The sequence below is a fragment of the Ihubacter sp. rT4E-8 genome, from assembly GCF_049852125.1.
Taxonomy (GTDB): Bacteria; Bacillota; Clostridia; order Peptostreptococcales; family Anaerovoracaceae; genus Senimuribacter.
The window spans coordinates 1,194,217-1,217,607 of record NZ_CP187532.1; the positions used below are offsets into that span (position 1 = coordinate 1,194,217).

Annotated in this window: 29 protein-coding genes; all 29 read left to right on the plus strand. The window is 44.0% G+C overall.

Features of this window, described 5'->3' with window-relative positions:
* Nucleotides 1–2: 2 nt before the first annotated feature.
* The 29 genes from clpP (at nt 3) to ACPW7J_RS06065 (ending at nt 23,299) form a co-directional block, all read left to right on the plus strand.
* Nucleotides 3–584 (plus strand): ATP-dependent Clp endopeptidase proteolytic subunit ClpP, encoded by a 582-nt coding sequence (clpP, locus tag ACPW7J_RS05925; RefSeq protein WP_161874440.1) that lies wholly within the window; start codon nt 3–5, stop codon nt 582–584.
* Between the two features lie 13 nt (nt 585–597).
* On the plus strand, nt 598–1,869 hold the full coding sequence (clpX, locus tag ACPW7J_RS05930) for an ATP-dependent Clp protease ATP-binding subunit ClpX (RefSeq protein ID WP_424959496.1): 1,272 nt from the start codon (nt 598–600) through the stop codon (nt 1,867–1,869).
* 47 nt (nt 1,870–1,916) lie between these two features.
* Nucleotides 1,917–4,301 (plus strand): endopeptidase La, encoded by a 2,385-nt coding sequence (gene lon, locus ACPW7J_RS05935; RefSeq protein ID WP_424959497.1) that lies wholly within the window; start codon nt 1,917–1,919, stop codon nt 4,299–4,301.
* A gap of 12 nt (nt 4,302–4,313) precedes the next feature.
* The gene (yihA, locus tag ACPW7J_RS05940; RefSeq protein ID WP_424959498.1) at nt 4,314–4,901 is read left to right on the plus strand and encodes a ribosome biogenesis GTP-binding protein YihA/YsxC; all 588 of its coding nucleotides are present in this window, start codon (nt 4,314–4,316) and stop codon (nt 4,899–4,901) included.
* Nucleotides 4,902–5,237: a DUF1232 domain-containing protein gene (locus ACPW7J_RS05945; protein WP_161874437.1), complete on the plus strand. Its 336-nt coding sequence runs from the start codon at nt 4,902–4,904 to the stop codon at nt 5,235–5,237.
* Between the two features lie 2 nt (nt 5,238–5,239).
* Nucleotides 5,240–5,770, plus strand: a complete 531-nt coding sequence (gene hpt, locus ACPW7J_RS05950; RefSeq protein ID WP_424959499.1) for a hypoxanthine phosphoribosyltransferase — start codon at nt 5,240–5,242, stop codon at nt 5,768–5,770.
* Nucleotides 5,771–5,823: 53 nt separating this feature from the next.
* On the plus strand, nt 5,824–6,396 hold the full coding sequence (locus ACPW7J_RS05955) for a phosphate propanoyltransferase (protein WP_161874435.1): 573 nt from the start codon (nt 5,824–5,826) through the stop codon (nt 6,394–6,396).
* A 78-nt stretch (nt 6,397–6,474) separates the two neighbouring features.
* The gene (locus ACPW7J_RS05960; protein WP_161874434.1) at nt 6,475–7,137 is read left to right on the plus strand and encodes a DUF1461 domain-containing protein; all 663 of its coding nucleotides are present in this window, start codon (nt 6,475–6,477) and stop codon (nt 7,135–7,137) included.
* Nucleotides 7,138–7,161: 24 nt separating this feature from the next.
* Entirely contained in the window at nt 7,162–7,719 is a 558-nt protein-coding gene (locus tag ACPW7J_RS05965; RefSeq protein WP_424959500.1) for a DJ-1 family glyoxalase III, read from the plus strand.
* Entirely contained in the window at nt 7,709–8,482 is a 774-nt protein-coding gene (locus ACPW7J_RS05970) for a PHP domain-containing protein (RefSeq protein WP_424959501.1), read from the plus strand. The genes ACPW7J_RS05965 and ACPW7J_RS05970 overlap by 11 nt, the downstream gene beginning before the upstream one ends.
* Before the next feature lie 261 nt (nt 8,483–8,743).
* Nucleotides 8,744–9,280, plus strand: a complete 537-nt coding sequence (locus ACPW7J_RS05975) for an RNA polymerase sigma factor (RefSeq protein WP_424959502.1) — start codon at nt 8,744–8,746, stop codon at nt 9,278–9,280.
* Nucleotides 9,273–9,953 (plus strand): DUF4367 domain-containing protein, encoded by a 681-nt coding sequence (locus ACPW7J_RS05980; RefSeq protein ID WP_424959503.1) that lies wholly within the window; start codon nt 9,273–9,275, stop codon nt 9,951–9,953. Before ACPW7J_RS05975 ends, ACPW7J_RS05980 begins: the two co-directional genes overlap by 8 nt.
* Nucleotides 9,954–9,965: 12 nt before the next feature.
* Complete coding sequence (locus tag ACPW7J_RS05985) at nt 9,966–11,597, plus strand: hypothetical protein (protein ID WP_425757188.1); 1,632 nt, start codon at nt 9,966–9,968, stop codon at nt 11,595–11,597.
* A 171-nt stretch (nt 11,598–11,768) separates the two neighbouring features.
* Nucleotides 11,769–12,347: a glycerol-3-phosphate responsive antiterminator gene (locus ACPW7J_RS05990; protein ID WP_161874428.1), complete on the plus strand. Its 579-nt coding sequence runs from the start codon at nt 11,769–11,771 to the stop codon at nt 12,345–12,347.
* A gap of 15 nt (nt 12,348–12,362) precedes the next feature.
* Entirely contained in the window at nt 12,363–14,018 is a 1,656-nt protein-coding gene (locus tag ACPW7J_RS05995; protein ID WP_161874427.1) for an MBL fold metallo-hydrolase, read from the plus strand.
* A 15-nt stretch (nt 14,019–14,033) separates the two neighbouring features.
* Entirely contained in the window at nt 14,034–14,675 is a 642-nt protein-coding gene (gene udk, locus ACPW7J_RS06000) for a uridine kinase (protein WP_161874426.1), read from the plus strand.
* 1 nt (nt 14,676) lies between these two features.
* Nucleotides 14,677–15,714, plus strand: a complete 1,038-nt coding sequence (locus tag ACPW7J_RS06005) for a homoserine dehydrogenase (RefSeq protein ID WP_425757191.1) — start codon at nt 14,677–14,679, stop codon at nt 15,712–15,714.
* 15 nt (nt 15,715–15,729) lie between these two features.
* Complete coding sequence (locus tag ACPW7J_RS06010) at nt 15,730–16,653, plus strand: DMT family transporter (RefSeq protein WP_161874424.1); 924 nt, start codon at nt 15,730–15,732, stop codon at nt 16,651–16,653.
* 116 nt (nt 16,654–16,769) lie between these two features.
* Nucleotides 16,770–17,174 (plus strand): hypothetical protein, encoded by a 405-nt coding sequence (locus ACPW7J_RS06015; protein ID WP_161874423.1) that lies wholly within the window; start codon nt 16,770–16,772, stop codon nt 17,172–17,174.
* A 62-nt stretch (nt 17,175–17,236) separates the two neighbouring features.
* Complete coding sequence (locus ACPW7J_RS06020; protein ID WP_425757193.1) at nt 17,237–17,851, plus strand: hypothetical protein; 615 nt, start codon at nt 17,237–17,239, stop codon at nt 17,849–17,851.
* A 16-nt stretch (nt 17,852–17,867) separates the two neighbouring features.
* Entirely contained in the window at nt 17,868–18,617 is a 750-nt protein-coding gene (locus tag ACPW7J_RS06025; RefSeq protein ID WP_425757195.1) for a hypothetical protein, read from the plus strand.
* Nucleotides 18,590–20,035 (plus strand): ATPase, T2SS/T4P/T4SS family, encoded by a 1,446-nt coding sequence (locus ACPW7J_RS06030; RefSeq protein WP_425757197.1) that lies wholly within the window; start codon nt 18,590–18,592, stop codon nt 20,033–20,035. Before ACPW7J_RS06025 ends, ACPW7J_RS06030 begins: the two co-directional genes overlap by 28 nt.
* Nucleotides 20,036–20,040: 5 nt before the next feature.
* Entirely contained in the window at nt 20,041–20,991 is a 951-nt protein-coding gene (locus ACPW7J_RS06035; protein ID WP_425757198.1) for a hypothetical protein, read from the plus strand.
* Between the two features lie 25 nt (nt 20,992–21,016).
* The gene (locus ACPW7J_RS06040; protein WP_161874418.1) at nt 21,017–21,616 is read left to right on the plus strand and encodes a hypothetical protein; all 600 of its coding nucleotides are present in this window, start codon (nt 21,017–21,019) and stop codon (nt 21,614–21,616) included.
* Between the two features lie 22 nt (nt 21,617–21,638).
* Entirely contained in the window at nt 21,639–21,797 is a 159-nt protein-coding gene (locus ACPW7J_RS06045; RefSeq protein ID WP_161874417.1) for a hypothetical protein, read from the plus strand.
* Nucleotides 21,798–21,799: 2 nt separating this feature from the next.
* Complete coding sequence (locus ACPW7J_RS06050; protein ID WP_161874416.1) at nt 21,800–21,943, plus strand: hypothetical protein; 144 nt, start codon at nt 21,800–21,802, stop codon at nt 21,941–21,943.
* A 6-nt stretch (nt 21,944–21,949) separates the two neighbouring features.
* Complete coding sequence (locus ACPW7J_RS06055; protein ID WP_425757201.1) at nt 21,950–22,351, plus strand: hypothetical protein; 402 nt, start codon at nt 21,950–21,952, stop codon at nt 22,349–22,351.
* Nucleotides 22,348–22,719, plus strand: a complete 372-nt coding sequence (locus tag ACPW7J_RS06060; protein WP_425757203.1) for a hypothetical protein — start codon at nt 22,348–22,350, stop codon at nt 22,717–22,719. Before ACPW7J_RS06055 ends, ACPW7J_RS06060 begins: the two co-directional genes overlap by 4 nt.
* 85 nt (nt 22,720–22,804) lie before the next feature.
* Nucleotides 22,805–23,299, plus strand: coding sequence for a peptide deformylase (locus tag ACPW7J_RS06065; protein ID WP_161874413.1), 495 nt, complete (start codon nt 22,805–22,807; stop codon nt 23,297–23,299).
* Nucleotides 23,300–23,391: the final 92 nt, after the last annotated feature.

Here is a 23,391-nt window from a genome sequence, read left to right on the forward strand (position 1 = left end):
AAATGGCATTAGTACCATATGTGGTTGAACAGACCAGCAGAGGAGAACGCTCCTACGACATTTATTCCAGATTACTGAAGGACAGGATTATCTTTCTGGGAGAGGAGATTGACGATCATATATCTTCTCTGGTAGTGGCACAGCTGTTATTTTTAGAAGCAGAAGACCCTGATAAAGACATTTGTATTTACATCAATAGCCCCGGCGGTTCTGTCACCGCCGGCATGGCTATTTATGATACGATGCAGTATATCAAATGCGATGTGTCTACGATCTGTGTAGGACTTGCAGCCAGTATGGGCGCTTTTTTGCTGTCGGCAGGCACAAAAGGAAAGAGATTTGCGCTTCCAAACGCGGAGGTTATGATTCATCAGCCGCTGGGCGGCGCAAAGGGGCAGGCTTCCGATGTACAGCTCCACGCGCGGTGGCTTTTGAAAACCAAAGATAAGTTGAACCGGATTCTCAGTGAAAATACAGGTAAAGATCTGTCAACGATTGAGAAGGATACCGACAGAGATAATTTTATGAGTGCGGCTGAAGCTGCTGAATACGGTTTGATCGATAAGGTAATCACATCAAAATAATAGGGGGCTATATATGTCAGAGAGATATGACGACAAGAAACAGCTGCGATGCTCTTTTTGCGGAAAACCGCAGAGCCAGGTACGCAGATTAGTTGCAGGACCGGGAGTATATATCTGTGATGAATGTGTAGAAATGTGCATGGACATCGTGGAGGACGCGATCCGGGAGGAAGAAGCGACTACAAGTAATATAGAGTATGAGCTGCCGAAACCAAAAGACATCTTTCAAACTCTGTCCGACTATGTTATCGGTCAGGATACGGCAAAGAAGGCTTTGGCTGTGGCCGTTTATAATCACTACAAGCGGATTAACGGTTTGAATGACAAAAATAGTGATGTTGATTTATCTAAGAGTAATATCGTCATGATTGGGCCAACCGGCTCCGGCAAGACGCTCTTAGCGCAGACCCTGGCTAAGATTCTCAATGTTCCTTTTGCCATTGCTGATGCTACAGCCTTAACAGAGGCAGGATACGTAGGCGAGGATGTAGAAAATATATTACTTCGTTTGCTGCAGGCGGCGGACTATGATGTGGAGAAAGCACAGAAGGGTATTATCTATGTGGATGAGATCGATAAGATTTCCAGGAAATCCGACAATCCTTCTATCACCAGGGATGTCAGCGGAGAAGGAGTACAGCAGGCTCTTCTGAAAATTTTAGAAGGTACTGTAGCCAACGTACCTCCGCAGGGCGGCAGAAAGCATCCGCATCAGGAATTTATCCAGTTTGATACGACCAACGTATTGTTTATTTGCGGAGGCGCTTTTGATGGACTGGAAAATATTATTCAGAGAAGGATGGGAGAAAGAGTCATCGGATTTAATTCCGAACTGACCAGGATAAAGGAAACAGAAGAAAATCTGTTATCTCATATTCAACCGGAGGATTTGCTGAAGTTCGGTCTGATTCCGGAATTTATCGGCAGATTACCGGTGATCGTAACGTTGGAGGAACTCAACGAGGATGCTCTGGTTCGAATTATGAAGGAACCGAAAAACGCTTTGATTAAGCAGTACAAAAAGCTGTTCGATCTGGACAATGTTGTTTTAGACATTGAAGACGATGCTGTAGCGGCTATTGCGAGAAAAGCATTGGAGCGGAAGACAGGAGCCAGAGGCCTGCGGAGTATTTTTGAAAAGGCTATGACGGACATCATGTTTGAGATCCCTTCGCGTGAAGACGTGAAAAAATGCATCATAACGAAGGCGACCATTGAGTCGGAAACAGAACCCACGCTAGTTTTTGATGATGAGAAGAATAACAACGAGGCGGACGCTTCGTAATACAGGCGGCATATGTCGCCTTGTTTTAGAGGGAGGAGGAAAAGCGAATGAGTGAAGAAAAGAAGGAAATGCAGGATCTTCAGAGTGGAGCAGAGCAACAGGAAGAAGAACTGGAGACTCCGGCTAAGGTCTATCCATGTATTCCGCTCAGAGGCGTAACAATTTTTCCTAATACAGTAGTTCATTTTGATATAGGAAGGGAGAAGTCGATCAGAGCGCTTGAGAAGGCAATGGCTGTGGATAAGCTGATGTTTGTTTCCAGTCAGAAGGATGACAATGTGCTGATTCCGACTTTTGATGATATTTATGAAACCGGCGCAGTAGTGAAGATCAAGCAGATGCTTAAAATTCAAGGCGATGCGGTGCGGGTTCTGGTGGAAGGTATTTGCAGAGCGAAACTGGAGGAGCGGATAACAGAGGATACCTACATGTCCTGCAGAGTCTGCGAGTTAGACGAGAATATAGAGGTTGAGGCCTTATCCGCTAAGGACAAAGCGGCAATGCGGATTTTAAATGATAATTTCGTGAAATACGCGGCTCTTAGCGGACAGGTAACGGATGAGACTGTGGAAAAGATTCTTTCCAGCCAGAAAGCCAATGTGGTGGCGGATAAGATCGCCGATCAGATGGTTGTCTCTGTCTCACGAAAGCAAAGGGTTCTGGAGGAATTGGATTTTTCAGAGAGAATTCAGATGCTGGCCACTATGCTTGCGGAAGAAAATGAGATTTCCGTTATTGAGAAGGAGCTTTCTCAAAAGGTAAAGGAGAGTATCGATAATAACCAGAGAGAATATTTCCTGAGAGAAAAGATGAAAGCGATTCAGGAAGAACTGGGTGTCAATGAGGACGCCGGTATCGAAGCCGACGATTGGATACAGGCGCTGGAAGCGTTGAAGCTGGACGAGAAGGTTGCAGAGAAAATTAAAAAGGAAATCAGCAAATTCTCTAAAATGATGCCAAACTCGGCAGAGGCTACCGTTATCAGAAATTATGTGGAAACAATATTGGCTTTGCCTTGGAATACATCTTCAAAGGTGAATATCAACCTGAAAAAGGCAGAGAAGATTCTGGATCAGGATCATTATGGATTGGACAAGGTCAAAGAGCGCGTACTGGAATATTTGGCGGTAATTCATCTTTCTAAAGGAATCAAAGGACCGATTCTCTGTCTGGTAGGCCCCCCGGGCGTAGGAAAGACGTCCATTGCCAGGTCTATTGCCAGAGCGTCGGGCAGAGAGTTTGTCAGGATGTCGTTAGGCGGCGTTCGAGATGAGGCTGAGATCCGCGGTCATAGAAGAACGTATATAGGCGCGATTCCGGGCAGAGTTATTTCCTGCTTAAAGGATGCCGGAACAAACAATCCAGTATTTCTCTTTGACGAGGTCGATAAGATCGGAGCGGATTTTAAGGGCGATCCGGCGTCGGCGCTGTTAGAAGTGTTGGATCCGGAACAGAACAATACCTTTACAGATCATTTTCTGGAAGTACCGTTTGACCTGTCGAAGGTAATGTTTATTACTACAGCCAATTCTATTGACACCATTCCGCGGCCTTTATTGGACAGAATGGAAGTAGTAGAGGTTCCCGGCTATACAGAAGAAGAAAAAGTAAAGATTGCACAGCGGTATCTGATACCGAAAAAGGTCAAGGAACATGGCCTGAAAAAAGAGAGCATCAAAATTTCTGAGAAATCTATTCGTGATCTGATTAACTACTATACCAGAGAATCCGGTGTCAGAAATCTGGAGCGGGAGATCGCCAACCTGTGTCGTAAGGTGGCGAGAAAGATTGTTACAGGAAAGGCCAGAGGATACAGCATCACTCCGGCTAATTTGGAGAAGTATCTGGGTAAGCACCGTTTCCATTATGATATGGTAGAGGGTGAGAATCAGATAGGTGTAACAACGGGACTGGCATGGACAGCTGTTGGCGGCGATACACTGCAAATTGAAACGACTGCTGTTGCAGGTACGGGGAAACTGGTCCTTACTGGACAGTTAGGCGACGTTATGCAGGAATCCGCGAAAGCAGGTATCAGCTATATTCGCTCAGTAGCAGATAGTCTTCAGATTGAAGAAGATTTCTATAAAAAGTATGACATTCATGTTCACGTGCCGGAAGGGGCTGTGCCAAAGGATGGTCCATCTGCGGGAGTTACCATGTGTACAGCAGTGATTTCAACTCTTACAGGAATTCCAGTGAGAAGGGATGTTGCAATGACCGGAGAGGTTACTCTGCGCGGCAAGGTATTGCCTGTAGGAGGAATTAGAGAAAAGGTTCTAGCGGCGCATCGCGCGGGCATCAAAAAGATCCTGCTTCCGAAAGCCAATGAGCCGGATATAGACGAGATTCCGCAGGTAGTAAAGAAACAATTGGATTTTGTTTTGATCGATAACGTAAGCCAGGCATTGGATGAAGCTTTGGTAAGATAGTGGAGTGATCATATGAAAATTTTAAAATCTCAGCTTGATACTGTGGCGGTTAAACCGTCACAGTATCCGGCTGACACCATGGCGGAGATTGCCTTTGCAGGTAGATCCAACGTGGGAAAGTCCTCCCTGCTAAATCTTTTGACAGGGAGAAAGAAGCTGGCGAGAGTCAGCGGTAGTCCGGGAAAGACCAGAACTATTAACTTTTATCTGGTCAACGATACCTTTCGAATTGTTGATTTGCCAGGGTACGGATACGCCAAGGTGTCCAGGTCTGTGACAGATAATTGGGGCGATATGATGGAACAATATCTGCAAAACCGGGAAGGACTGAAGAAGGTCATCCAGCTTGTGGATATTCGTCATAAGCCGACGGCGCAGGATGTTCAGATGTACGAGTATCTGCGTCATTATGGCCTTGACGGTATAGTCGTTGCAACAAAGGCGGACAAGGTATCACGCAATGAGGCGCAGAAAAACATGTCTGTCATAAGAAAAACTCTGCAGCTCACAGCGGATGATAAGATAATACCGGTTTCTGCTTTGAAAAAAACTGGTTATGAACAGCTTCTTTCGGAGATTGAGGATATTCTGGAGGTTTAAATGCAATTTATAAGTTTCAGGGTTATCATGAAAAGGATTGCGGCCATTACAAGCCTTCTAAAGGATAAGACAGTTCCGTTGAGAAAAAAGGCGTTGGTTATCTTTGGCATAATCTATTTGGTTTTGCCAGTGGATTTGATACCTCCGATACTGTTTCCGTTCGGCTTTATCGATGATTTAGTACTATGGATCTTTATTCTTTGGCATCTGAAGGACGAGTTGGATCGTTATTGGATGGGAGAAAAAGCAGAAGATCTTTCGAAAAAATTTCGTGACAAGACCATTGTCGAGGGTGTAGAATTTGATGTAGAAGATGATAGCGAGAAAAAGGAGTAGTTATGGCAAATCAGGAAGCAGTAGGAACTGTTCTGTTGACGCAGGAGCAGATATGGCAGAGAACAAAGGAACTGGGCAAAGAAATATCCAGAGATTATGCAGGTGAAGAAGTGATTCTTATCGGCACACTCAAAGGAGCGGTTATGTTTATGGCCGATCTGATGAAAAACATTGCTTTAGATATTCAAATTGATTTTATTTCGGCTTCCAGCTATGGCAGCGGTACCATCAGCTCAGGCAGCGTAAAAATTAAGAAGGATATCGAAATTGATATTACAGGTAAGAATGTGATCATTATCGAGGATATTATCGATACGGGAAATACTCTGAAGTACTTAAAAGAATACTTTCTGTCAAAGAATCCCAAGTCTTTGAAAATTTGCACGCTTTTAGATAAGCCATCCAGGAGACAGGCTGACGTGACAGGCGACTACATAGGGTTTACTGTTGAAGATTTGTTTATCATCGGTTATGGTCTGGACTTTGATCAGAAATACAGGAATCTTCCATATATTAGTTATTTGGAAGGATAGTATAGATTCAAATTGTTTATAATAATTTTTTATGCAAAGGAGATATATTAGTTATGGGTTATGAAGTAAAAATTGGCTTGTCCAACAAACACGTACATTTGAGCCAGGAGCATCTGGACATTCTGTTTGGAAAAGGCCACGAGCTGACGCCGACGAAGCCTCTGGTACAGCCGGGACAGTTTGCTTCCGAAGAAAAGGTAGATATCGTAGGTCCTAAAAAGACACTGTCAGGTATCAGAGTATTGGGCCCTGTTCGTAAGGAAACACAGGTTGAACTGGCTCTGACAGATGCCAGAACTATCGGTATCAAAGCGCCGGTGAGAGAGTCCGGCAAGCTGGACGGCACGCCGGGATGCAAACTGGTAGGCCCTTGCGGCGAGGTGGAGTTGGATCACGGTGTAATCGCGGCTCTGAGACATGTTCATTTAAATGACGCGCAGGCTGAAGAAGCCGGTGTGAAGGATGGAGACTGGGTTAGCATCAAGATTGGCGGAGAAAGAGGACTGGTCTTTGATAACGTACTGGTAAGAGCCGGTGCAAAACACGAAAGAGAAGTTCATCTGGATACTGACGAAGGTAACGCGGCAGGATGCGGACCGGATGCAGTGTGCGAGATCATAAAGTAGTTACATAGCTTAAGTAGAAGATGGAAGGGATAGGCCGATGCGGTCTATCCCGCTTCACTAACGGAATAGGAGTAAGTTATGCATAAGTTCAACTATTTTTGTTCCATCATTTTGATGATTACTTTACCTTTGATGATCTTTGTCTTGAGCTCCAACTTAGTATTAAGAGTGTCGGCCGTCTATACCTATCATTTTAATGATAGTCAGGTTATTGACGAGATTCCGTATAATGTAACCAGCAGTCAAATGGCTGAAGGCATTGCTTCTTACTGGTCGTCTTTCAGTAAGGAGGCCTTTCAGGTTTATGAAGAAAATGGCGCTTATCAGGATCCCGTCTTTGAACAAGCGGAGCAAAAAGTTATGAAAAAGGTGAAAAATGCTCTTAATATTGAGCTGGCCATGGGAGTTCTGTATTTGGCTGTTACTTTCGCGATTTATATTTATCTTCATAGAAGTGGATTTAGAGAAGCGCTTCATAACCGGAGCCGAGTGGGTCTTGTTGTTGGACTGCTCCTCCTGATCGCTCATGGTATTTGCTGGAATATCAAAAAGTATCGGCTATGGCTGTATTCTCATGTCGTCGGTATCGATTTGGCAAAGGACAGCACGCTGGCGATGGTATTGGGAGATCCGTTTTTTAAAACTTATGTGATTTTTTCATCTATCCTGGGCTTAGCGATACTGGCGGTTGTCTGTTATGTAAATTACCTGATGACCAAGCCGTCGAGGATATTTTACTGAAGCGATATAGAGGGGGAAAAAGAAATGGTATACGTTTTTTTAGCCAATGGCTTTGAAGAAATTGAAGCTCTGACTGTGGTAGATCTGCTGAGAAGGGCCGAACTACAGGTCAAGACGGTTTCTATTATGGAGGAACGGCTGGTTTACGGAGCGCATGGCATCGGTGTAGAGGCTGATATTCTTTTTGATCAGGGAGATTATGAGAGATGTGCTATGCTGGTATTACCTGGAGGGATGCCGGGAACAGTCAACCTCTGCAATCACCGTTCGCTGAATGAAGAATTGCGGCGGTTCTATACCGCGGGAAAGCCGGTGGCAGCGATTTGCGCAGCGCCGATGGTGCTGGCAAAGGCCGGAATTTTAGCGAAGCACCGGGCAACGATTTATACAGGCATGGAGGACGAATTGCTGGGAGCTGAACACGGCGAAGGCAATGTGGTGGTCAGCGGTAATGTGATTACCTCAAAAGGGCCGGGTACAGCAATGGATTTTGCGCTGTCTGTCATTGAATATTTGAAGGGAAAGGAAGCGGCGGCTGCAGTATCAAAGGAGCTGCTGTATGGAGGCTGCGATGAATTATAAGTCGGATTATCATATTCATACCTGGTATTCTGATGGTACGATGAAGCCTACGGCTGTTGTCAGAAGGTATAAAGATCGTGAATACGATATGATTGCGATCACAGACCATGACGGTGTGGATGGCATCAAGGAGGCTGAGATAGCGGGAGAGGCTTTGGAGATCAAAGTAATTCCAGGCGTAGAGCTGGGCACGGCATATGACCTGGACGGAAAAGCCTTAGAACTGCATATCCTGGGATATTACATCGACACGGAGAACAAAGCCTTGACAGACACACTTTGCTGGGCTAGAGAACAGAGAAACGCGCGCAATGAGAAATTGCTGGCATATCTCAATAACTTGGGCTATGCTCTGTCGAAAGCTGATCTGTTTCAGCGGCCGGAGCAAACATACGTTGGAAAGCCTGATTTTGTGCGTGCCCTGGCGGCGAAAGGGTATGATATTGCTGACGTGTGGTCTCTGCTTGATGGTGTAAAGCGTGAGATGATGCCATCAAGTAAAGCTATTGAGGTAATCAAAAGCGCAGGCGGTATCGCGGTATTAGCGCATCCCATGAAGACGAAGGATTTGCCACCGAGAGACACGGATGCGTTTTGGCAGGCGCTGGATGCTATTGTTCGCGATTTAAAGAAATGCGGACTTGGCGGTCTGGAATGTTATCATCCGTCGGCATCTGAAGATGAAAGCTTGAAGCTGGTTATTTTGGCAGGGAAATATCATCTGCATATTACAGAAGGATCGGACTTTCACGGAGACAAATAAATCGATTGCCGCACAATTTGACGCGGCAATTGCAGAGTATAAATAAGTGGGAAGTATCTGAAAACAATACTTCCTGTTTTTTTCGCCCAAAATTCAGCCTTTAACCGTATTTGTATATAGCTGAGGTTTCTTTGACAAATAAATTAAGATGACTTTTTTGTGTGGTCGTGTCACAAAACAAAGGGAAGCTTTGTTATATTAATAGAAGAATGGTATAATTAAAAAATAGGCTGATCAGGATTTGTAAGGAGACCATGTGAAGTGAGAGACGAGAGAGATAAACTTGTAGAAGATATTTTGCAGAAGTATGGCAAACTGATGAGAAAACTGGCTTATGAAGTTTTGCGGGATTGGAATGAAGCAGAGGATGTGATGCAGACCGTGCTTCTGTCTATTGTTTCACGGCATCAGGAACGCACGCAGATGCCGGAAAACTTTTTTCGATCGTATTTATGTACAGCGGTAAAGCATGCTGCGATAAATCTGTATCATCAAAAACATCAAAGCAAGGAATTACCTACGGATCCCTTTTCTATGCGTCAGCTGACCATGGATCAGGTGGACATGCAATCCTATGAGGATCGATATGGATTTAGCCTGGAGATGGGTGAATTGATTGAATCTCTTGATAGTATCGACAGAGATATTATACGTTTGAAGATAGGAATGGGTTATAGTCACAGGGAGGTGGCCGTTGCTGTAGGAAAGAGTGAGGACGCGGTGAGGAAGAGGCTGGAAAGGGCGGTAAAGAAGCTGCAAGTGATTTTGTTGGAAAAGGAGGTGGAGCGAGATGATTAATAAGGAGCAAAAGGTTGAATGTATCGCAGAGGAAATGCTGAGGGCATACTCGGTGGAACTATGCGAGAGTGAGAACCTTTATCTGGAAGCGCTAGAAGACGATATGATGGAAGATCCGCCTTTCTTTGTAGAGTCATCGGAGAAAAAGATACCTCGAAAAAGGACAGCGAAACAAAAGAGGACTGTAAAAAGAGCGCTGGCGTTAGTGGCAATTCTTGTTTTGATTCAGGGAATGATAGTCATTTCGGAGGGATCAAAGGAGAATACGTTTAATTATTTTCAGGAGGAAGAAAACGGACACAGAATTTTGACTTATCTTGGATTGGGACGCGGTGAAGAATTGCCGGACTTTGCGTTGAGCTATGTACCTGACGGTTATAGCGTTATCGATGAGACAGTTAATGAGCTTGCCAGGGAGATAACATATCTTAATGAGGATGGGAAATATTTATATTTTACAGTACAGCAAAGTGAGGATCATAATATGTCCATTGATGACAAAAGCTTGAAGCGAGAGAATATTTCTATCCGGGGATACCAGGGTTATCTGTTCCATGGGGGAGGTAGAAGCATACTTATGTGGCAGATTGGCGAATATACGCTGGATATTTCGGGACAACTTTCACGAGAAGAAATGATTCAGTTAGCAGAGGGTGTAGTATTAAAGAAATAAGAGGTTAGTGTGATGAGAGAAATGGGTGAGAAGAAGAAAAAGATATTGGCTTTTGTGGGACTTGTAGTTTTTGCAGGAATCTTGGTAGCTGTAGTAACAATACACAATTTACCTGAAGGATCGGATCGAGGTATGACCAGAGGTGGAGATGAAGTGCTTTTTAACGAGCCTGTAAGCAGTGGTATGTTGTCGCCTTTTGAACCCTATGAGGCTGTGGATGAAAAAGGGTATCGTAAATTAGAACCAAAAGGAGAAGGAGTAGGATCACAGGCAGTTTTACCGGAGAATGCAGCAAATATAGAGCATAAATACAGGTATGCCTTAAATGAGAAGTATGAAAAGACTCAGCTTCATGATGAAGCGTGGACTTGGGAAACACCTCAATATCCTGATGGAAGGGCGGCTGTATCAAATGTATTGGGAAGACAACAGGATAGAGGATATGTCAAGATGATTCAATATATAGGACAACGGCCTTTGGGTGAGGAAAAGCTGTATTCAGAATCGGTCATTGACTTGAGACTGCGTAAATCCAGTGTCAATGGACGTCTTGTTTGGGTAATCCGAGATGGCAGGGCTTCTTCAGATCCGGGACGAGCCATGTATATAGCAGATATTACGGATGCAGGGGGCGATGACGTAAATGTCTATTTGGAAGCAGAAAATGTATCCGAAGACTATTTTTTGAATTTGCTGGAGATAATTACGGGCGGTCCGGATATGACTGATAGAATCTCTCTGGTTTCTTCAGGCACTGGTGACAGCTTGGAGGACATAGAGCGAGAGAAACTTCTTCTAGAAAAGGATAAGGAACAGCAAGACAGGGAATCTAAGATGGCGCGGGGAGCGGAAACTATTTTGCAGGATGAATGGTCTGAGGAGTTTGCGGCAGGTTATGGACCGGGGGATATTAAAAAATGGCAGGCCGGTAACAGCTTTTTTGTTCGAGACTTTGTGTGCTTTGATACGCTGCAGCATCAGGGAGAGAAGGCATATAATTTTAAATGTACTTATGAGGTTATCTATCCGTGCGCCCGCAATGATAATAACGGATATGAGGGATTCAGTATTATGTTAACTCGTTATATGCAATTGGAAGAAGATCAGAATGGGGTCTATGTTGAAAAGGGGATACCTTATATTGAGATTGATGAAGATGGAATGCGAAAGGAGATTATGGAGTCTGGTACGAGAATCAGATACGACTCTCCTTCTCAATGTCCATATGTGGCCAAGGTAGAGAAATCTAAAGTTAAAGGTAAGTCGAGGGAAGAAATCAGTTTGCTGCTTCTGAAGAAAATTGTCAGGGAAATGTCTGATCAGGGAAAGGAAACCTATAAGGTATCAAGAGGCACCACCTATCAACAGACACGGGATAGGACTTTTCTTATTACAGAGTATAAAGATCCGCACATTGTGAGGATTAGTAAGACCAGCGATAAGAACAAGTGGATCGTGAAGGGGGACTACAGTTGGAAGTATGTAGGATATACGGATTCTTACGGTTATATGGGTGCAGCTTTTGCCGGATACGGCAGACAGGGATGGATCGTACGTTACGATAAGGACAATCGATTTGTTCTACAGGAAAAAGGGGATTGTTATACGATGGAAACAGTTACGAATTACGAATTGCACAAGTAGAGATTGATGTGATTCGTTGGCCGCGGATAGACCTGGGTTGGTTTCTGCGGCCGTTTTATTTATATATGATATGAACCGCAGACAACTGGCTTGTAAACTGAAAGAGAAAGTATTATAATGAAATTAGCAAAAGATACCTGTTGACTGCGGATGGCAGTCAGGAGTGTGACCATGAGAGAAGAGGAGATATATATGGTTATAGATTTCATGAATCAGCCTATTGCCGCGGCAATTAGAACGGAGCGGGATTTCAGTACGGCGCTGCGTTCTGATGTGGATATGGTTTTTTTACTCCATTCCAATATTATGACAGTAACCCAGTGCGTGAAGGAAATTCACGGTGTCGGTAAAAAAGCCTTTATTCATATTGATTTTTCTGAAGGAATCGGAAAGGACCGGTATGGATTAGAGTATCTGGCAAAGCAGGGCGTGGATGGAATACTTACTACGCGAACGAATATTGTGCGCACCGCCAAGGAGTGCGGATTGATCACGGTACAGCGTTTTTTCATTGTTGATTCACATTCTGTGGGAACTTCAGTAGAATCGATTAAGATATCAAAACCCGACATTATTGAGATTATGCCCGGCATTGCAACGAAGAAAATCAGAGAATTTTCCAGCAAAGTGGATATGCCGATCATTGCGGGCGGTATCATAGAGACGATGGATGAGGTGAGAGCGGCGCTAGAGGCAGGAGCCGCAGTCGTTTCTACTGGAGAAGCCGATCTTTGGAGTATGAAAGTGTAGATTTGGAGGGGAAGTATGAAGATTAAATTTTGTGGCGCGTCATCCGGCGTAACCGGCTCGTGTCATTTACTTACTACTGAAAATCATAAGGTGTTGTTGGACTGTGGGCAGTTTCAGGGTGGCAAAGCACAGGAGACGTTGAATTGGGAACCGTTTCCTTTCGAACCGTCTGAAGTGGAGTGTGTGATTTTAAGTCATGCCCATATCGATCATTGCGGAAGATTGCCGTTGCTGGTTAAGAGAGGATTTACCGGGAAAATTTACTGCACGGACGCAACCGCGGATCTCCTTGAAGTCATGTTGAAGGATAGCGGATTTATCCATGAAAAGGATGCGGAATGGAAAAGCCGCAAGGCTGAGCGGGCAGGAAAACCGCCGGTAGAACCTCTTTATACATATGATGATGCGGTAAAAGCGTTAGAGTATGTAGAGCCGATTCTCTACGATCAGCAGATTCAAATCAACGACGATATGAAAATCGTATTTAACGACGCGGGTCATATTTTGGGTTCGGCTATTACAGAATTATGGGTTAAGGAGGACGACAAGGAGTCTAAAATTGTTTTCTCCGGCGATCTGGGTATGATGAATCGGCCGATTTTACGAGATCCGACTATCATTAAAAAGGCGGACTACGTCATTATGGAAACCACTTATGGAAATCGAAACCATCCGGCGAATGCTACCAGTATTCAGTCATTATTGGAGATCGTTTTGAAAACTACGAAACGAGGCGGGACGGTTGTGATTCCTTCATTTGCTGTCGGACGTACGCAGGAATTGATCTTTGAGTTCAATAAGTTCTATGAAGAACACAGTGAATATAAGCAAGAATTGGAAAACCTGATGGTCTATGTAGACAGTCCTATGGCGACTACGGCTACAGAGGTATTCAGGAAGAACGCTCAGGTTTTTGACGCTGAGACGCGAGAGTACATTTTGAAGGGCGATAATCCTCTGGACTTTAAAAATCTAAGATTTACCAGATCTACAGCAGAATCACAGGCTTTAAATCTGGACAAAACGCCGAAGGTCATCATTTCTGCCAGCGGTATGTGTGAAGCGGGTCGCATACGCCATCATCTGAAGCATAATCTGTGGGACGCGCGATCCAGTGTGATCTTTGTGGGATATCAGGCAGAGGGAACTTTGGGAAAACTGCTTGTTGAGGGTGTTAAGGATATTACTTTGTTTGGTGAAGCTGTGCATGTCAACGCGGAAATTTATAATCTGGAAGGGTTCTCGGGACACGCGGATCAAAACGGCTTATTCACATGGTTAGCTGGATTTCGACAAAAACCAAAACAGGTCTTTCTGGTTCATGGCGAGGAGGATTCAAAAACGGATTTCGGTAAACTGATTGAGGAAAAGTTAGGATATGATCCTGTGGTTGTTTTAGGAAATTCCGAATTCGAACTGGATATGAATACTGCCCGGCTGATCAATTACCAGGAAGCTGAGGAGGAAGGATTAAAGGATGAGGAAATTCAGGATGTTCGGCAACAGATTTCTTCTATCCACAGAGATATTGAGAATATCCTTTATAATACGGATTTGGCGATGGGTCGGAACGTGTCAGAAGAAAAGCTGGTGCGTATCAATAATATTGTTCAGGAACTGGCAAAGGCTACTTTGGTGCTGGGTTCTGTAGTCACTGAGGAAGACCGTTAACGGAGAAATACATTGATGAAAAGCAACGTAATTGTAATAGGAATTGCAGGGGGAACGGGTTCTGGAAAGAGTACTCTGATAAAAAATATTAAGAAGCAGTTCAGCGATGAAATCACCATGCTGAGCCATGATTTTTATTACAAGGCGCACGACGATATGACGTATGATGAGCGGTGCCGTCTGAATTATGATCATCCAGATGCTTTTGATACAGATCTGATGATCGAGCATATTAGAGAGCTGAAGCAATGGAAGACGGTAGAAAGGCCGGTTTATGACTTTACTATACACAACCGGGTGGCGGAGACGATTACGGTGCGCCCCGCGAAGGTAGTAGTGGTAGAGGGTATTTTGATCTTTGAAAACAGGGAGCTTTTAGAACTATTCGACATTAAGGTGTTTGTGGATACTGATGCCGACGTACGAATTATCCGTCGTATTCTGCGCGATGTGCAGGAGCGGGGGCGGACATTGGAATCAGTGGTAACGCAATATTTGACTACCGTGAAATTGATGCATGAGCAATTCGTGGAGCCCAGCAAAAAGAATGCCGATGTTATTGTCCCTGAAGGCGGTTTTAATGTGGTGGCGCTGGATATGCTGAATCAGCGAATACATGCGTTGCTTCATGAGGATGATCAATTCGGAGGACATTGACATGAATGATTTGAGATTGGTAATTTTAGGTTTTGGCAACGCAGGGCAGGCCTTTGCGAGACTATTGTCCGACAAAGAGGATGAAATAAGACGTCTCTACGGGAGGGGCGTAAGGGTCACAGCGATTGTAACTCGTTCAAAAGGTACGATTGTAGATGCGTCCGGCATCGATATTGATAAGGTGTGTGATGACCTGGAGGTTCACGGACATTTTGCCGACAATACACCGGGTTTATGCAGAAAAGAGGCCTTTGACGTTCTGGCAGAAGCTGAGTATGACGCCGTTTGTGAATTGACTCCGCTGAATATCTTTTCGGGACAGCCGGCGATAGATCACATAAGGATGGCCTTTAGCCGAGGAAAACATGTGATCAGCGCTAATAAAGGACCTATCGCTTGGGCGTTTGATGAATTGTCTGCTTTGGCGGCGGAAAAAGGATGTATGTTTTTTTACGAGACTACAGTTATGGATGGAACGCCTGTATTTAATCTGGTAGAGCACACTCTGAAGCTGTGCAGGATTACGAAGGTGTCCGGCATCCTTAACAGCACAACAAATTATATTCTGGAGGAATTAGCGGCAGGAAAGGATTATGAGGATATTCTGGCGGCAGGAAAGAAGCTGGGATTCATTGAAGCAGATCCCTCCATGGATATCGACGGCTATGACGCTGCAGCAAAGGTGACCGCCCTGCTTAACGTACTGATGCACGCACATTTGACACCGGATCAGGTAGAGCGCAAAGGGATTGGAAATATTACGGCACAGGATATTAAAGATGCGGCAGACCGAGGGAAGGTTATCAAGCTGCTTTGCGAAGGCAGCCTGCAGCCGGACGGCAATGTCAGCGCTTGCGTTAAGCCTGTGGAGGTAGACAAAGGTGATATGCTGTCTGCGATAGACAGCACGACTTCGGTAGTATCGATCACCACGGATTTAATGGGGAAGCTGTCTGTCATTGAACATGAGCCGGAGATTGAACAGACTGCTTATGGTATCTTTGGGGATGTTTTGCGGGTGTTGGAAGGAGAAATCTAGGAGAAAACAGAGGCTTTGATATCGAATATGAGAGGAAAAATTACAGAACAGAAATGGTTTATTTATGCGCTGATTCCCATTTGTGCCGTTATGTGGGGATTATCTTTTCTGGGAACATCAGTAACCCTGGATCATCTGGAAGTGATGGAGTTGTTAGCGATGCGGTGGACCGTATCTACCTTGCTATTTCTGGTATTGATTGTTTTCAGAGTAGTAAAGGTCAACTATAAGGGTAAGAACGTCAAAGGCGTTTTACTGGTAGGCATTTTGCAGCCATGCATTTATTCTATCTTTGAAACATTGGGCGTTAAGCATACGACGACATCGGAATCTTCTATCTTCATAGCCACAATTCCTTTGATGGTGCTGGTGATCGGCGCACTGTTTCTTCATAAGAAAAACAGCAAGCGTACGATATTAGCAATATGTATAGCATTTTTGGGAGTTGTTGTTTGCGTAGCGTTTTCACCAGGGTTTTCTCTGGGAGGAAAGGGCATGGGTTACCTGTTTCTGTTGGGCGCTATTATCAGCGGAGCGCTGTATACTTATTCCAGCAGCAAAGCGGCGGCGGAATTTGATGCTATAGAGGTGACCTTTACTATTTCCGCTATGGGAGCGATTTTTTTCAATATGGTCAGCTTTGCTATGGGAAATGGGGTACGTGGTTACGTTCTCTGCTTTACGGATTTCCGGGTGTTGGCAGGCGTATTGTTTCTTGGCATCTGCTGTTCTTGCTTGAGCTACCTGATTTTCAATTTTGTTCTTGGTAAGCTTCCTACAGCCATAGGAACGAACTTAGTCGCTAATTCGGTAACAGCGGTCGGTGTACTTTCAGGTTGTCTGTTCGCAGGAGACCCTTTTGGATGGTATACCGTTATTGGAGTGGGTCTAACTATTTTTGGAATATGTTTAGCTTCTATGGGAGATAAGAATATATAGAATCTTTCAATGAAAACAATTGAGCGATCTACTATCAAGACAATTTACATTTACTCCTTGACAAATCCTGTAAAATATGCTAAAAAGTATGTAGAGGTTTCGGAAAGGGGGAGATCATGTCGAGAGAGTGGCAGCAGAAACGCTATAAACAGTTTGTTTTGCCGGATGCCGTGTATTTCCAATGTATTTGGGCCGTAAGAGACCTGTACAGGATGGAGCAGCGTATTGAGGACTTGCAGGTTGCTTTGGATTCTGAAAATACAAATAGTGTCAGTGATTGTGGTTTTTGCTACGGCGGGGATTCTGCCTGTAATCAAACGGAAAAGGCGGAATTAGATGCACTGAAGCAACGAACTAGCGCTATCCGAGAGGCATTAGATGTTGTTCCTGAAGAATACCGTTCACGCATTTTGAGCAATATTATTCTGAGAACCTCCAGTAGTACATATCCGGGAAAGATGTGGAAATATTGGAAGCAGCGGTTTTTATACATCGTTGCAAAAAAATTAGCCATGTTTTAAAACTGGCACTTGCGTGAGAATGTGAAGTGTGATAAAGTAGTAATAGGTAAAAATGGAAGTATATGAAAAAGAGATCGTTTATGCGATCTCTTTTGCCGTTTCTAAAAGAAAACAGAAAGGAGCAGCGATTGGACAAAGGAAAGAAATTTATTGGTATTTTGCTGATATTGGTCAGCGTAGGAGCTTTGTTTACTTGGGAAAAATGGGGGAAAAACCGTTTTCTCTATGATGAGGTTCTAATTTTGCGGCAGAGTGTGGAGAAAGGCACCGTTATTACAGAAGGCATGTTAGAAAAAAAGAATATGGATATCAGTGATGACGACTGTATCAAAGCGAAGGAGCTGCAGACGGTAATTGGCCGTGAGGCAGCTTTTTTCATACATAAAGACGCGCTGCTTTTCCGGGAGTATTTCCAACCTGAGGGAATGACGGCGGATGAAAAAAGAGACAGATATGTTTTAGGCATACCGTCTGACTGGTTGGCCTCATTGCCAGAATCTTTATCAAAGGGTGACCGCGTATACTTTTATGATGGAGAAAGATTCGTTACATCTGCATTGACCTCGACGGTTAATTTAGAGAACCGCTGTGTGGAAGTGATTGTCAGCAGACAGCAGGCATCAGAGCTTTCTGCACTGGCACGAGACGGCGAAAAGTTGGTTATCATTTACAGCTGACGGAAAGAAGGAATATATGAAAAAAGTTATCGGTTTTTTTGGTGGAGACAGTCAGGTTGGAACGACTATGATTGCACAGGCTGTGGGAGAATGTCTGGTTCAGCGGGGACGTCGAGTTTTGTTAGTTTGCGGCAGTGGAAAATTTGGAGGAGAGTTTTTACATCTCAGCGGGAATCATTCATTAGATGATTTGAAAGCGGGAGTAATCAGCGGAAGAGTCAATCGTGAGGATTTGCTGCAGACCGTAGAGGAAAGTAAAGGCATGTGGGTGTTGCCAGCAGTAAAAAATACTTTGACCGCTAAGTATTTCCCGGAAAATACTTTTCAGATTTTGTTGGATCCATTGGAAGATCAGTTTGAATATATAGTCGTGGACGGCGGACATGACGCGAATTTAGGTTTGACTATATCTGCTTTAAATTTATGCCGGCACAGGTTTTTTGTTATCACACAGCAGAACAAAGCAATACAGCGGTATTTGCAGCTGCAGAAGAATGTATTAGCTCCGTTAGGTTTAAGGGGAGAATTGATTATCAATAAGTATCAGAAGGATCCTTCCCTTTTCCGCAGGAGTGAGATTTTGACGTTGTGTCAGGCAGAGAATAGTTATTGTATCCCTTATGTGGAGTATGGATGGCAGGCGGAAATGGAGGGCAGAACTCTCAGCAGATTTCATAAGTTTGAAAAAGCAGTAGCACGTGTTGTCGAATGTTTTGAACCGAAGGAGGAGAAAAACTTATGGAAGCGGAAAAAGAATTTTGTTTAGAGGCTTATATGAGTAAAGCGTTGAAACAGGAAGAACATCCGGGTAGTGAGATGGATCGCTTTCAGAGAGTTTGCCGCATCGTTGCATCGGAGTTTGACAAGGAGTGGAATGAGACGGACGACGCAGCAAAGAACAGAAAGCTGGAAAAGGAAAAAAAGGCGATTATGGGCGCGGAAGAAGAAATGACATATTATAAAGAAAGGATCAGGGAGATTTTATTGGAAAGGAAATTATCAGAGGAATGGCATCCTCCGTGGTATCCTAATCTCTTTGAAGGAATCTTTGCTGAATTGTACGGTTTGGCCGGACTGGCTCCATGGGCATATGACATGGATGAAAAATATCAATTTTCATCCTCAGCAAAGCTAATCGGAGACAGACTTTATTGTCTTATCGACGGCAAGTCACAGCTGCAACCGCAGAGGATTGACAAACGGCGCAGAGAACAGTTGAAGCGAACCCTGCTTCTGGCGACGCCTTATGAGCGGCTAGAGTATGGATTTCACGAAGTCTATCTTCATAACGGCATTCGTATTACAATATATTCCGGTGATCGCACCAAGGAGGATCAGGACATTATGGTATTCCGAAAGTATATCTTTCAAAATTTGACTTTTCAGCATTTGGCGAAGAAAGGCACGATACCGGTTGAGGCGATTCCCCTGTTTCTTAAGATGATTGATATCGGCTTCAACGTATTGTTTACAGGTCAGGTGCGTTCCGGTAAGACAACCTTTTTGCAAATTTGGCAGAGATACGAGGACAGTACGTTGGAGGGATTAGCTATTGCGACAGATCCTGAGACGCCGTGGCATAAAATTATGCCGGAAGCGCCTATCATGCAATTGGTTGCTGACGGAGAAAAATTATCCTCTATAACGAAATCCTTGCTGCGTGGAGACAATGATTATATCCTCCTGGAGGAAATGAGAGATGCCGCAGCCTTTCGGCTTGCTCTGGACATTACTTCTACAGGAACTGTACGCAGTAAAGCGACTGTCCACGATCAGGATGGTATCAATGTACCTTATAAGATGGCGTCTAAGATAAGAGAAGTATACGGAGGCGACAGTAAGGCGTTGATCGCGCAGGTATATAAGAATTTTGATTATGCTATAGAGCTGACGCAAATGCCGGAAGATAAATCGCGAAAAATCATGAAAGGCATTGTTGAGTATTCCTATGACAGCAGTTTGGATCAGGTAATGGCCAGGCGTGTATGCGTTTATGATTTTGCGGCAGGAAAGTGGCTGTGGAATGAGGAAGGGGGAGGTTGTAAATGTAAAAAATATCCGGAACAGAGAGATAAAATTTTAGAAATGTCAACGATGCTGATGGCGCTGAGCCAGAACGGTAAACTGGAAACAGATAGGGTTGTGTATCCATCATATTATAATGCTGGATGCGGAAAGGGGTAGACAGCATGGATGTGGCAATGTTGATTTATATTATGTACTTTTGCGGCGTAGCCCTTTGGCAGTATGGATCTCTAGACGGATTTTGCAGCATAATTCGGAACAGACTGTCGATTAGACGCAGTTTGAAAGCATTGACAGACGACAGGGAATTGAAAGTGAGGAATTCCTGGTGTATGCATTTAAAGCTGCTGATAGAAGGCGCAGATGCACAGCGCTTTTTTTCTACGCCGGAGCAGCTGCAAATTATCAGCTGCATCTGTGGTTTTGGAGCGGCCGTAGCTGCAGCTATGGTGGAAGACACGGCTATGGCCATAATCTGTGGCGCTTTTGCCGCTGCAATGCCCTATTGTATCTTGCAGGCCAGGTTATACGGAAGGCGAGTGGCGCGATCCAGAGAAGGAGACATCTTAGTGCAGGAAATTTTGAATAACTATAAGATATACGATTACAACATGAAAGAGGCTATTGAAGTGACTGCAGCATCGATGGAGGAAGCGCCTCAGGTGCGCAGACTAATTCTCCAATTGGCAAAGGGCCTGCAGCGAGCAGTGACCAAAGAGGAGGTAGAAGGACTTTTGTCGGTATTTCGTTATTCTTTAGATACGGCTTGGGGCAATGTTTTGGCTGTCAATATTTTCTTTAGCTATATGTATGGTATTAGAGTAGATACGGCTATGGAAGATCTGTTGGCAGGGATTGTAAAGAGTCGCCAGGTGGTGGAGTATGGAAAGAGAGAAAATAATGAGGCGCGATTGATACTAAAATATCTGGCGCCAATTAGTTTTCTGCTCTCTATAGTCGGAGCCTGCCGTTATTTTGACTTTACACTGGCAAAGTTTCTGTATTATCAGTTGGGAACGGCGCTGGGACTGAAATGGTTGATAATCATGCTTATGCTGTATGGAATAGGAGTTCTGATTAGTGTTTTTTTCTCCAGGGAGAAAATGGATATATGAATAGAAATAATAAGGAGGAAACGTTATGAAAATACGTACGACCTTGCGATTTCGTTTACTCCGCCTTGCAGGCTATGGCAGACATATGCCGCTGATACGTCTCACGGCAACAGAGAAAGGCGGAAAGAGGCTAGAAGCTTTCTGGAAAAAGCTGCAGAGGGATAGGCTAGAGCGTGAAATCTTTAACAGCTGCATAGTATTGAAAAATCTGTCCATTGTGCATCAGGGACAGCCTATGTCCTGCGATTTTATCCTGGAGCAGTTGATGGAATGCAGTCGGCCGCTGAGCAATGTTTATGCTGATATGTTGTCACTTTACCGGAATGGAGGAGGTGACGATGCTTTCGATATTCTTTATGAAAAGGTACCGGTGAAGGCAGCAAAGCATTTTTCTTTCATCCTATCGAGAATTGATAAACTTGATCCGGCGGAATTGATCAGTCAGATGACGGCGTTTGAGGAAACATTTGCAGCCGAAAGGGTAACCAGGGGCATGCGGAGAGCGGAACAGAGGAGCCTGATTACTACGGTAGCTGCAACAGCTACCGTTTTCGCGATCCTATTAAATTTTACTGTTGTAGTTGTATTTATGGATGCCATGCGCCTGTTGGGCAGGGCATTTTGAAATTAGAGTGAGAGGTGAAAACATGAAAAATCTTATTATCATTATCGGAACAATCCTGCTGGGAGTAATCATTGTCAACACCATGGTTCTGGGCGACAGTGACACATCGCTGCAGGGAGCGGCGCAGAATTTAGTTGAGAATGGAATAGAGAGTATCGATTCTATGACGATTGGAGAATAGAGATGAAGGATTTAATCATAATTGTGGGAACAATTTTATTGGCCTGTATTCTTTTCTCTATGATCGCAGGCGATAAGGATAGTTTGAAAAGTGCGTCAGGCAAGTGGTTTGAGAAGTCCATAGAAAGAATGTATCAGGAGCGGTAACGGAATATGAAAAATTTGATTACGGCTATGGCTTGTATAATGGTGCTGCTTGTGATTATTTTGCAGTTTACACAGAGTCAGACGATATATAATCGCCTTATGGCAGCAGATCAGGCGGTGAATTGTTTTCGGGAAATGATTCGGGAGGAGGGGTGCGTTTCAGAAAAAGAAAAAGTATGGCTGCAAAATGAACTAGGAAAGATTTTGCACTGCAAAGCTGATCAGGTACAGGTCAATGGAACAGGTCATCCTCTGCATCGGGGAGAACTCATTAGCTATCACGTTAAAGCGCCTGTTTCGCGGGTTATTCTGATGCCGGGGTTTTGGAATATTGATCAAGAAAATAATTCCTTTGATTATGAACTAAATCAGTATGCTGTCAGTACATATCCAGGGAGGTCAGAATGAAGAATTTGATTATTACGATGAGCGCTGTGATCTTCATCTTCACTTCTATGGGCTGGCAGCGTCAGTTGAATACAGCTGTCTGGCATCAACAAATGCTGCAGACGGCTGCTGACGAGGCAGCGGCGGCAGTCGTTATCAGTCTGGGTGATCAGGGTATTATTGCGCAAAACGCCGATGCAGACCAAAAAGCGCATGTAATAGCAAAAAAAATGGTACAAATGAACTTGGTGGTGCATGGAGGTGATAAGACAGAACTGGAGGTCAATGTGAGCATTGTGGAGGATGACATACAGCTATCCCATGTTGTGGTTACAGTACAGTATAAAGGCTTGCAGGTGGAGGCAAGCCGTATGTGTGGGATCTATTGAAATGACGCAGCGCTTATAGTATAATATGGATAATAAACTGCGTTATGTGAATGTTGCTGCACAGAACAAAGAAAGAGGTGATATCATGATAAAGGATATTCTGAAGCTTGGAAATCCACAGCTTTACGTAGTCTGTACAGAATATAATAAAGAGAACATTAAAGAAATCGAAGAAGTTGTTCACGACCTGCACGATACGATGATGGAGTATAAAAGGGTATATGGTGCGGGCCGCGCCATTGCAGCGCCTCAGATCGGTGTTCAGAAAAGATTGTTATACATGTATGTTGACAAGCCGGTAGTATTTATTAATCCAGTATTACACTTTCCCGGCGATGAAAAAATGATCGTTATGGATGACTGCATGTCCTTTCCGGGCCTGTTAGTTAAGGTTGAACGATATCATGAGTGTGAGATTGAATACTTTGATATGGAGTGGAAAAGAAAGAAAATGCAGTTATCTGGTGATCTCGCAGAACTGATTCAACATGAATATGATCATTTGGATGGTATACTGGCTACAATGCGCGCTATAGATAGGAAATCTTTCTTTTATGGCGATATCAATGACTACAGATAAAAATAATTGAGAAAAATATCACAAAATTTTTAACAAGGACTGCTTTACGTGTTTGCTGCACGAGGAGCAGTCTTTTCATATATTTATCGGGA

What these genes read in the sequence shown, in the direction of transcription:
- ACPW7J_RS05995 (WP_161874427.1), top strand. Translation starts at nt 12,363, where the DNA reads ATGAAGATTAAATTTTGTGGCGCGTCATCCGGCGTAACCGGCTCGTGT.
- udk (WP_161874426.1), top strand. Translation starts at nt 14,034, where the DNA reads ATGAAAAGCAACGTAATTGTAATAGGAATTGCAGGGGGAACGGGTTCT.
- lon (WP_424959497.1), top strand. Translation starts at nt 1,917, where the DNA reads ATGAGTGAAGAAAAGAAGGAAATGCAGGATCTTCAGAGTGGAGCAGAG.
- ACPW7J_RS06050 (WP_161874416.1), top strand. Translation starts at nt 21,800, where the DNA reads ATGAAGGATTTAATCATAATTGTGGGAACAATTTTATTGGCCTGTATT.
- yihA (WP_424959498.1), top strand. Translation starts at nt 4,314, where the DNA reads ATGAAAATTTTAAAATCTCAGCTTGATACTGTGGCGGTTAAACCGTCA.
- ACPW7J_RS05965 (WP_424959500.1), top strand. Translation starts at nt 7,162, where the DNA reads ATGGTATACGTTTTTTTAGCCAATGGCTTTGAAGAAATTGAAGCTCTG.
- clpX (WP_424959496.1), top strand. Translation starts at nt 598, where the DNA reads ATGTCAGAGAGATATGACGACAAGAAACAGCTGCGATGCTCTTTTTGC.
- ACPW7J_RS06025 (WP_425757195.1), top strand. Translation starts at nt 17,868, where the DNA reads ATGAAAAAAGTTATCGGTTTTTTTGGTGGAGACAGTCAGGTTGGAACG.
- ACPW7J_RS06030 (WP_425757197.1), top strand. Translation starts at nt 18,590, where the DNA reads ATGGAAGCGGAAAAAGAATTTTGTTTAGAGGCTTATATGAGTAAAGCG.
- ACPW7J_RS05980 (WP_424959503.1), top strand. Translation starts at nt 9,273, where the DNA reads ATGATTAATAAGGAGCAAAAGGTTGAATGTATCGCAGAGGAAATGCTG.
- ACPW7J_RS06020 (WP_425757193.1), top strand. Translation starts at nt 17,237, where the DNA reads ATGAAAAAGAGATCGTTTATGCGATCTCTTTTGCCGTTTCTAAAAGAA.
- ACPW7J_RS06015 (WP_161874423.1), top strand. Translation starts at nt 16,770, where the DNA reads ATGTCGAGAGAGTGGCAGCAGAAACGCTATAAACAGTTTGTTTTGCCG.
- ACPW7J_RS06055 (WP_425757201.1), top strand. Translation starts at nt 21,950, where the DNA reads ATGAAAAATTTGATTACGGCTATGGCTTGTATAATGGTGCTGCTTGTG.
- ACPW7J_RS05945 (WP_161874437.1), top strand. Translation starts at nt 4,902, where the DNA reads ATGCAATTTATAAGTTTCAGGGTTATCATGAAAAGGATTGCGGCCATT.
- ACPW7J_RS05960 (WP_161874434.1), top strand. Translation starts at nt 6,475, where the DNA reads ATGCATAAGTTCAACTATTTTTGTTCCATCATTTTGATGATTACTTTA.
- ACPW7J_RS06005 (WP_425757191.1), top strand. Translation starts at nt 14,677, where the DNA reads ATGAATGATTTGAGATTGGTAATTTTAGGTTTTGGCAACGCAGGGCAG.
- ACPW7J_RS05970 (WP_424959501.1), top strand. Translation starts at nt 7,709, where the DNA reads ATGAATTATAAGTCGGATTATCATATTCATACCTGGTATTCTGATGGT.
- ACPW7J_RS06060 (WP_425757203.1), top strand. Translation starts at nt 22,348, where the DNA reads ATGAAGAATTTGATTATTACGATGAGCGCTGTGATCTTCATCTTCACT.
- ACPW7J_RS06065 (WP_161874413.1), top strand. Translation starts at nt 22,805, where the DNA reads ATGATAAAGGATATTCTGAAGCTTGGAAATCCACAGCTTTACGTAGTC.
- hpt (WP_424959499.1), top strand. Translation starts at nt 5,240, where the DNA reads ATGGCAAATCAGGAAGCAGTAGGAACTGTTCTGTTGACGCAGGAGCAG.
- ACPW7J_RS06045 (WP_161874417.1), top strand. Translation starts at nt 21,639, where the DNA reads ATGAAAAATCTTATTATCATTATCGGAACAATCCTGCTGGGAGTAATC.
- ACPW7J_RS06035 (WP_425757198.1), top strand. Translation starts at nt 20,041, where the DNA reads ATGGATGTGGCAATGTTGATTTATATTATGTACTTTTGCGGCGTAGCC.
- ACPW7J_RS05990 (WP_161874428.1), top strand. Translation starts at nt 11,769, where the DNA reads ATGAGAGAAGAGGAGATATATATGGTTATAGATTTCATGAATCAGCCT.
- clpP (WP_161874440.1), top strand. Translation starts at nt 3, where the DNA reads ATGGCATTAGTACCATATGTGGTTGAACAGACCAGCAGAGGAGAACGC.
- ACPW7J_RS06040 (WP_161874418.1), top strand. Translation starts at nt 21,017, where the DNA reads ATGAAAATACGTACGACCTTGCGATTTCGTTTACTCCGCCTTGCAGGC.
- ACPW7J_RS05955 (WP_161874435.1), top strand. Translation starts at nt 5,824, where the DNA reads ATGGGTTATGAAGTAAAAATTGGCTTGTCCAACAAACACGTACATTTG.
- ACPW7J_RS05985 (WP_425757188.1), top strand. Translation starts at nt 9,966, where the DNA reads ATGAGAGAAATGGGTGAGAAGAAGAAAAAGATATTGGCTTTTGTGGGA.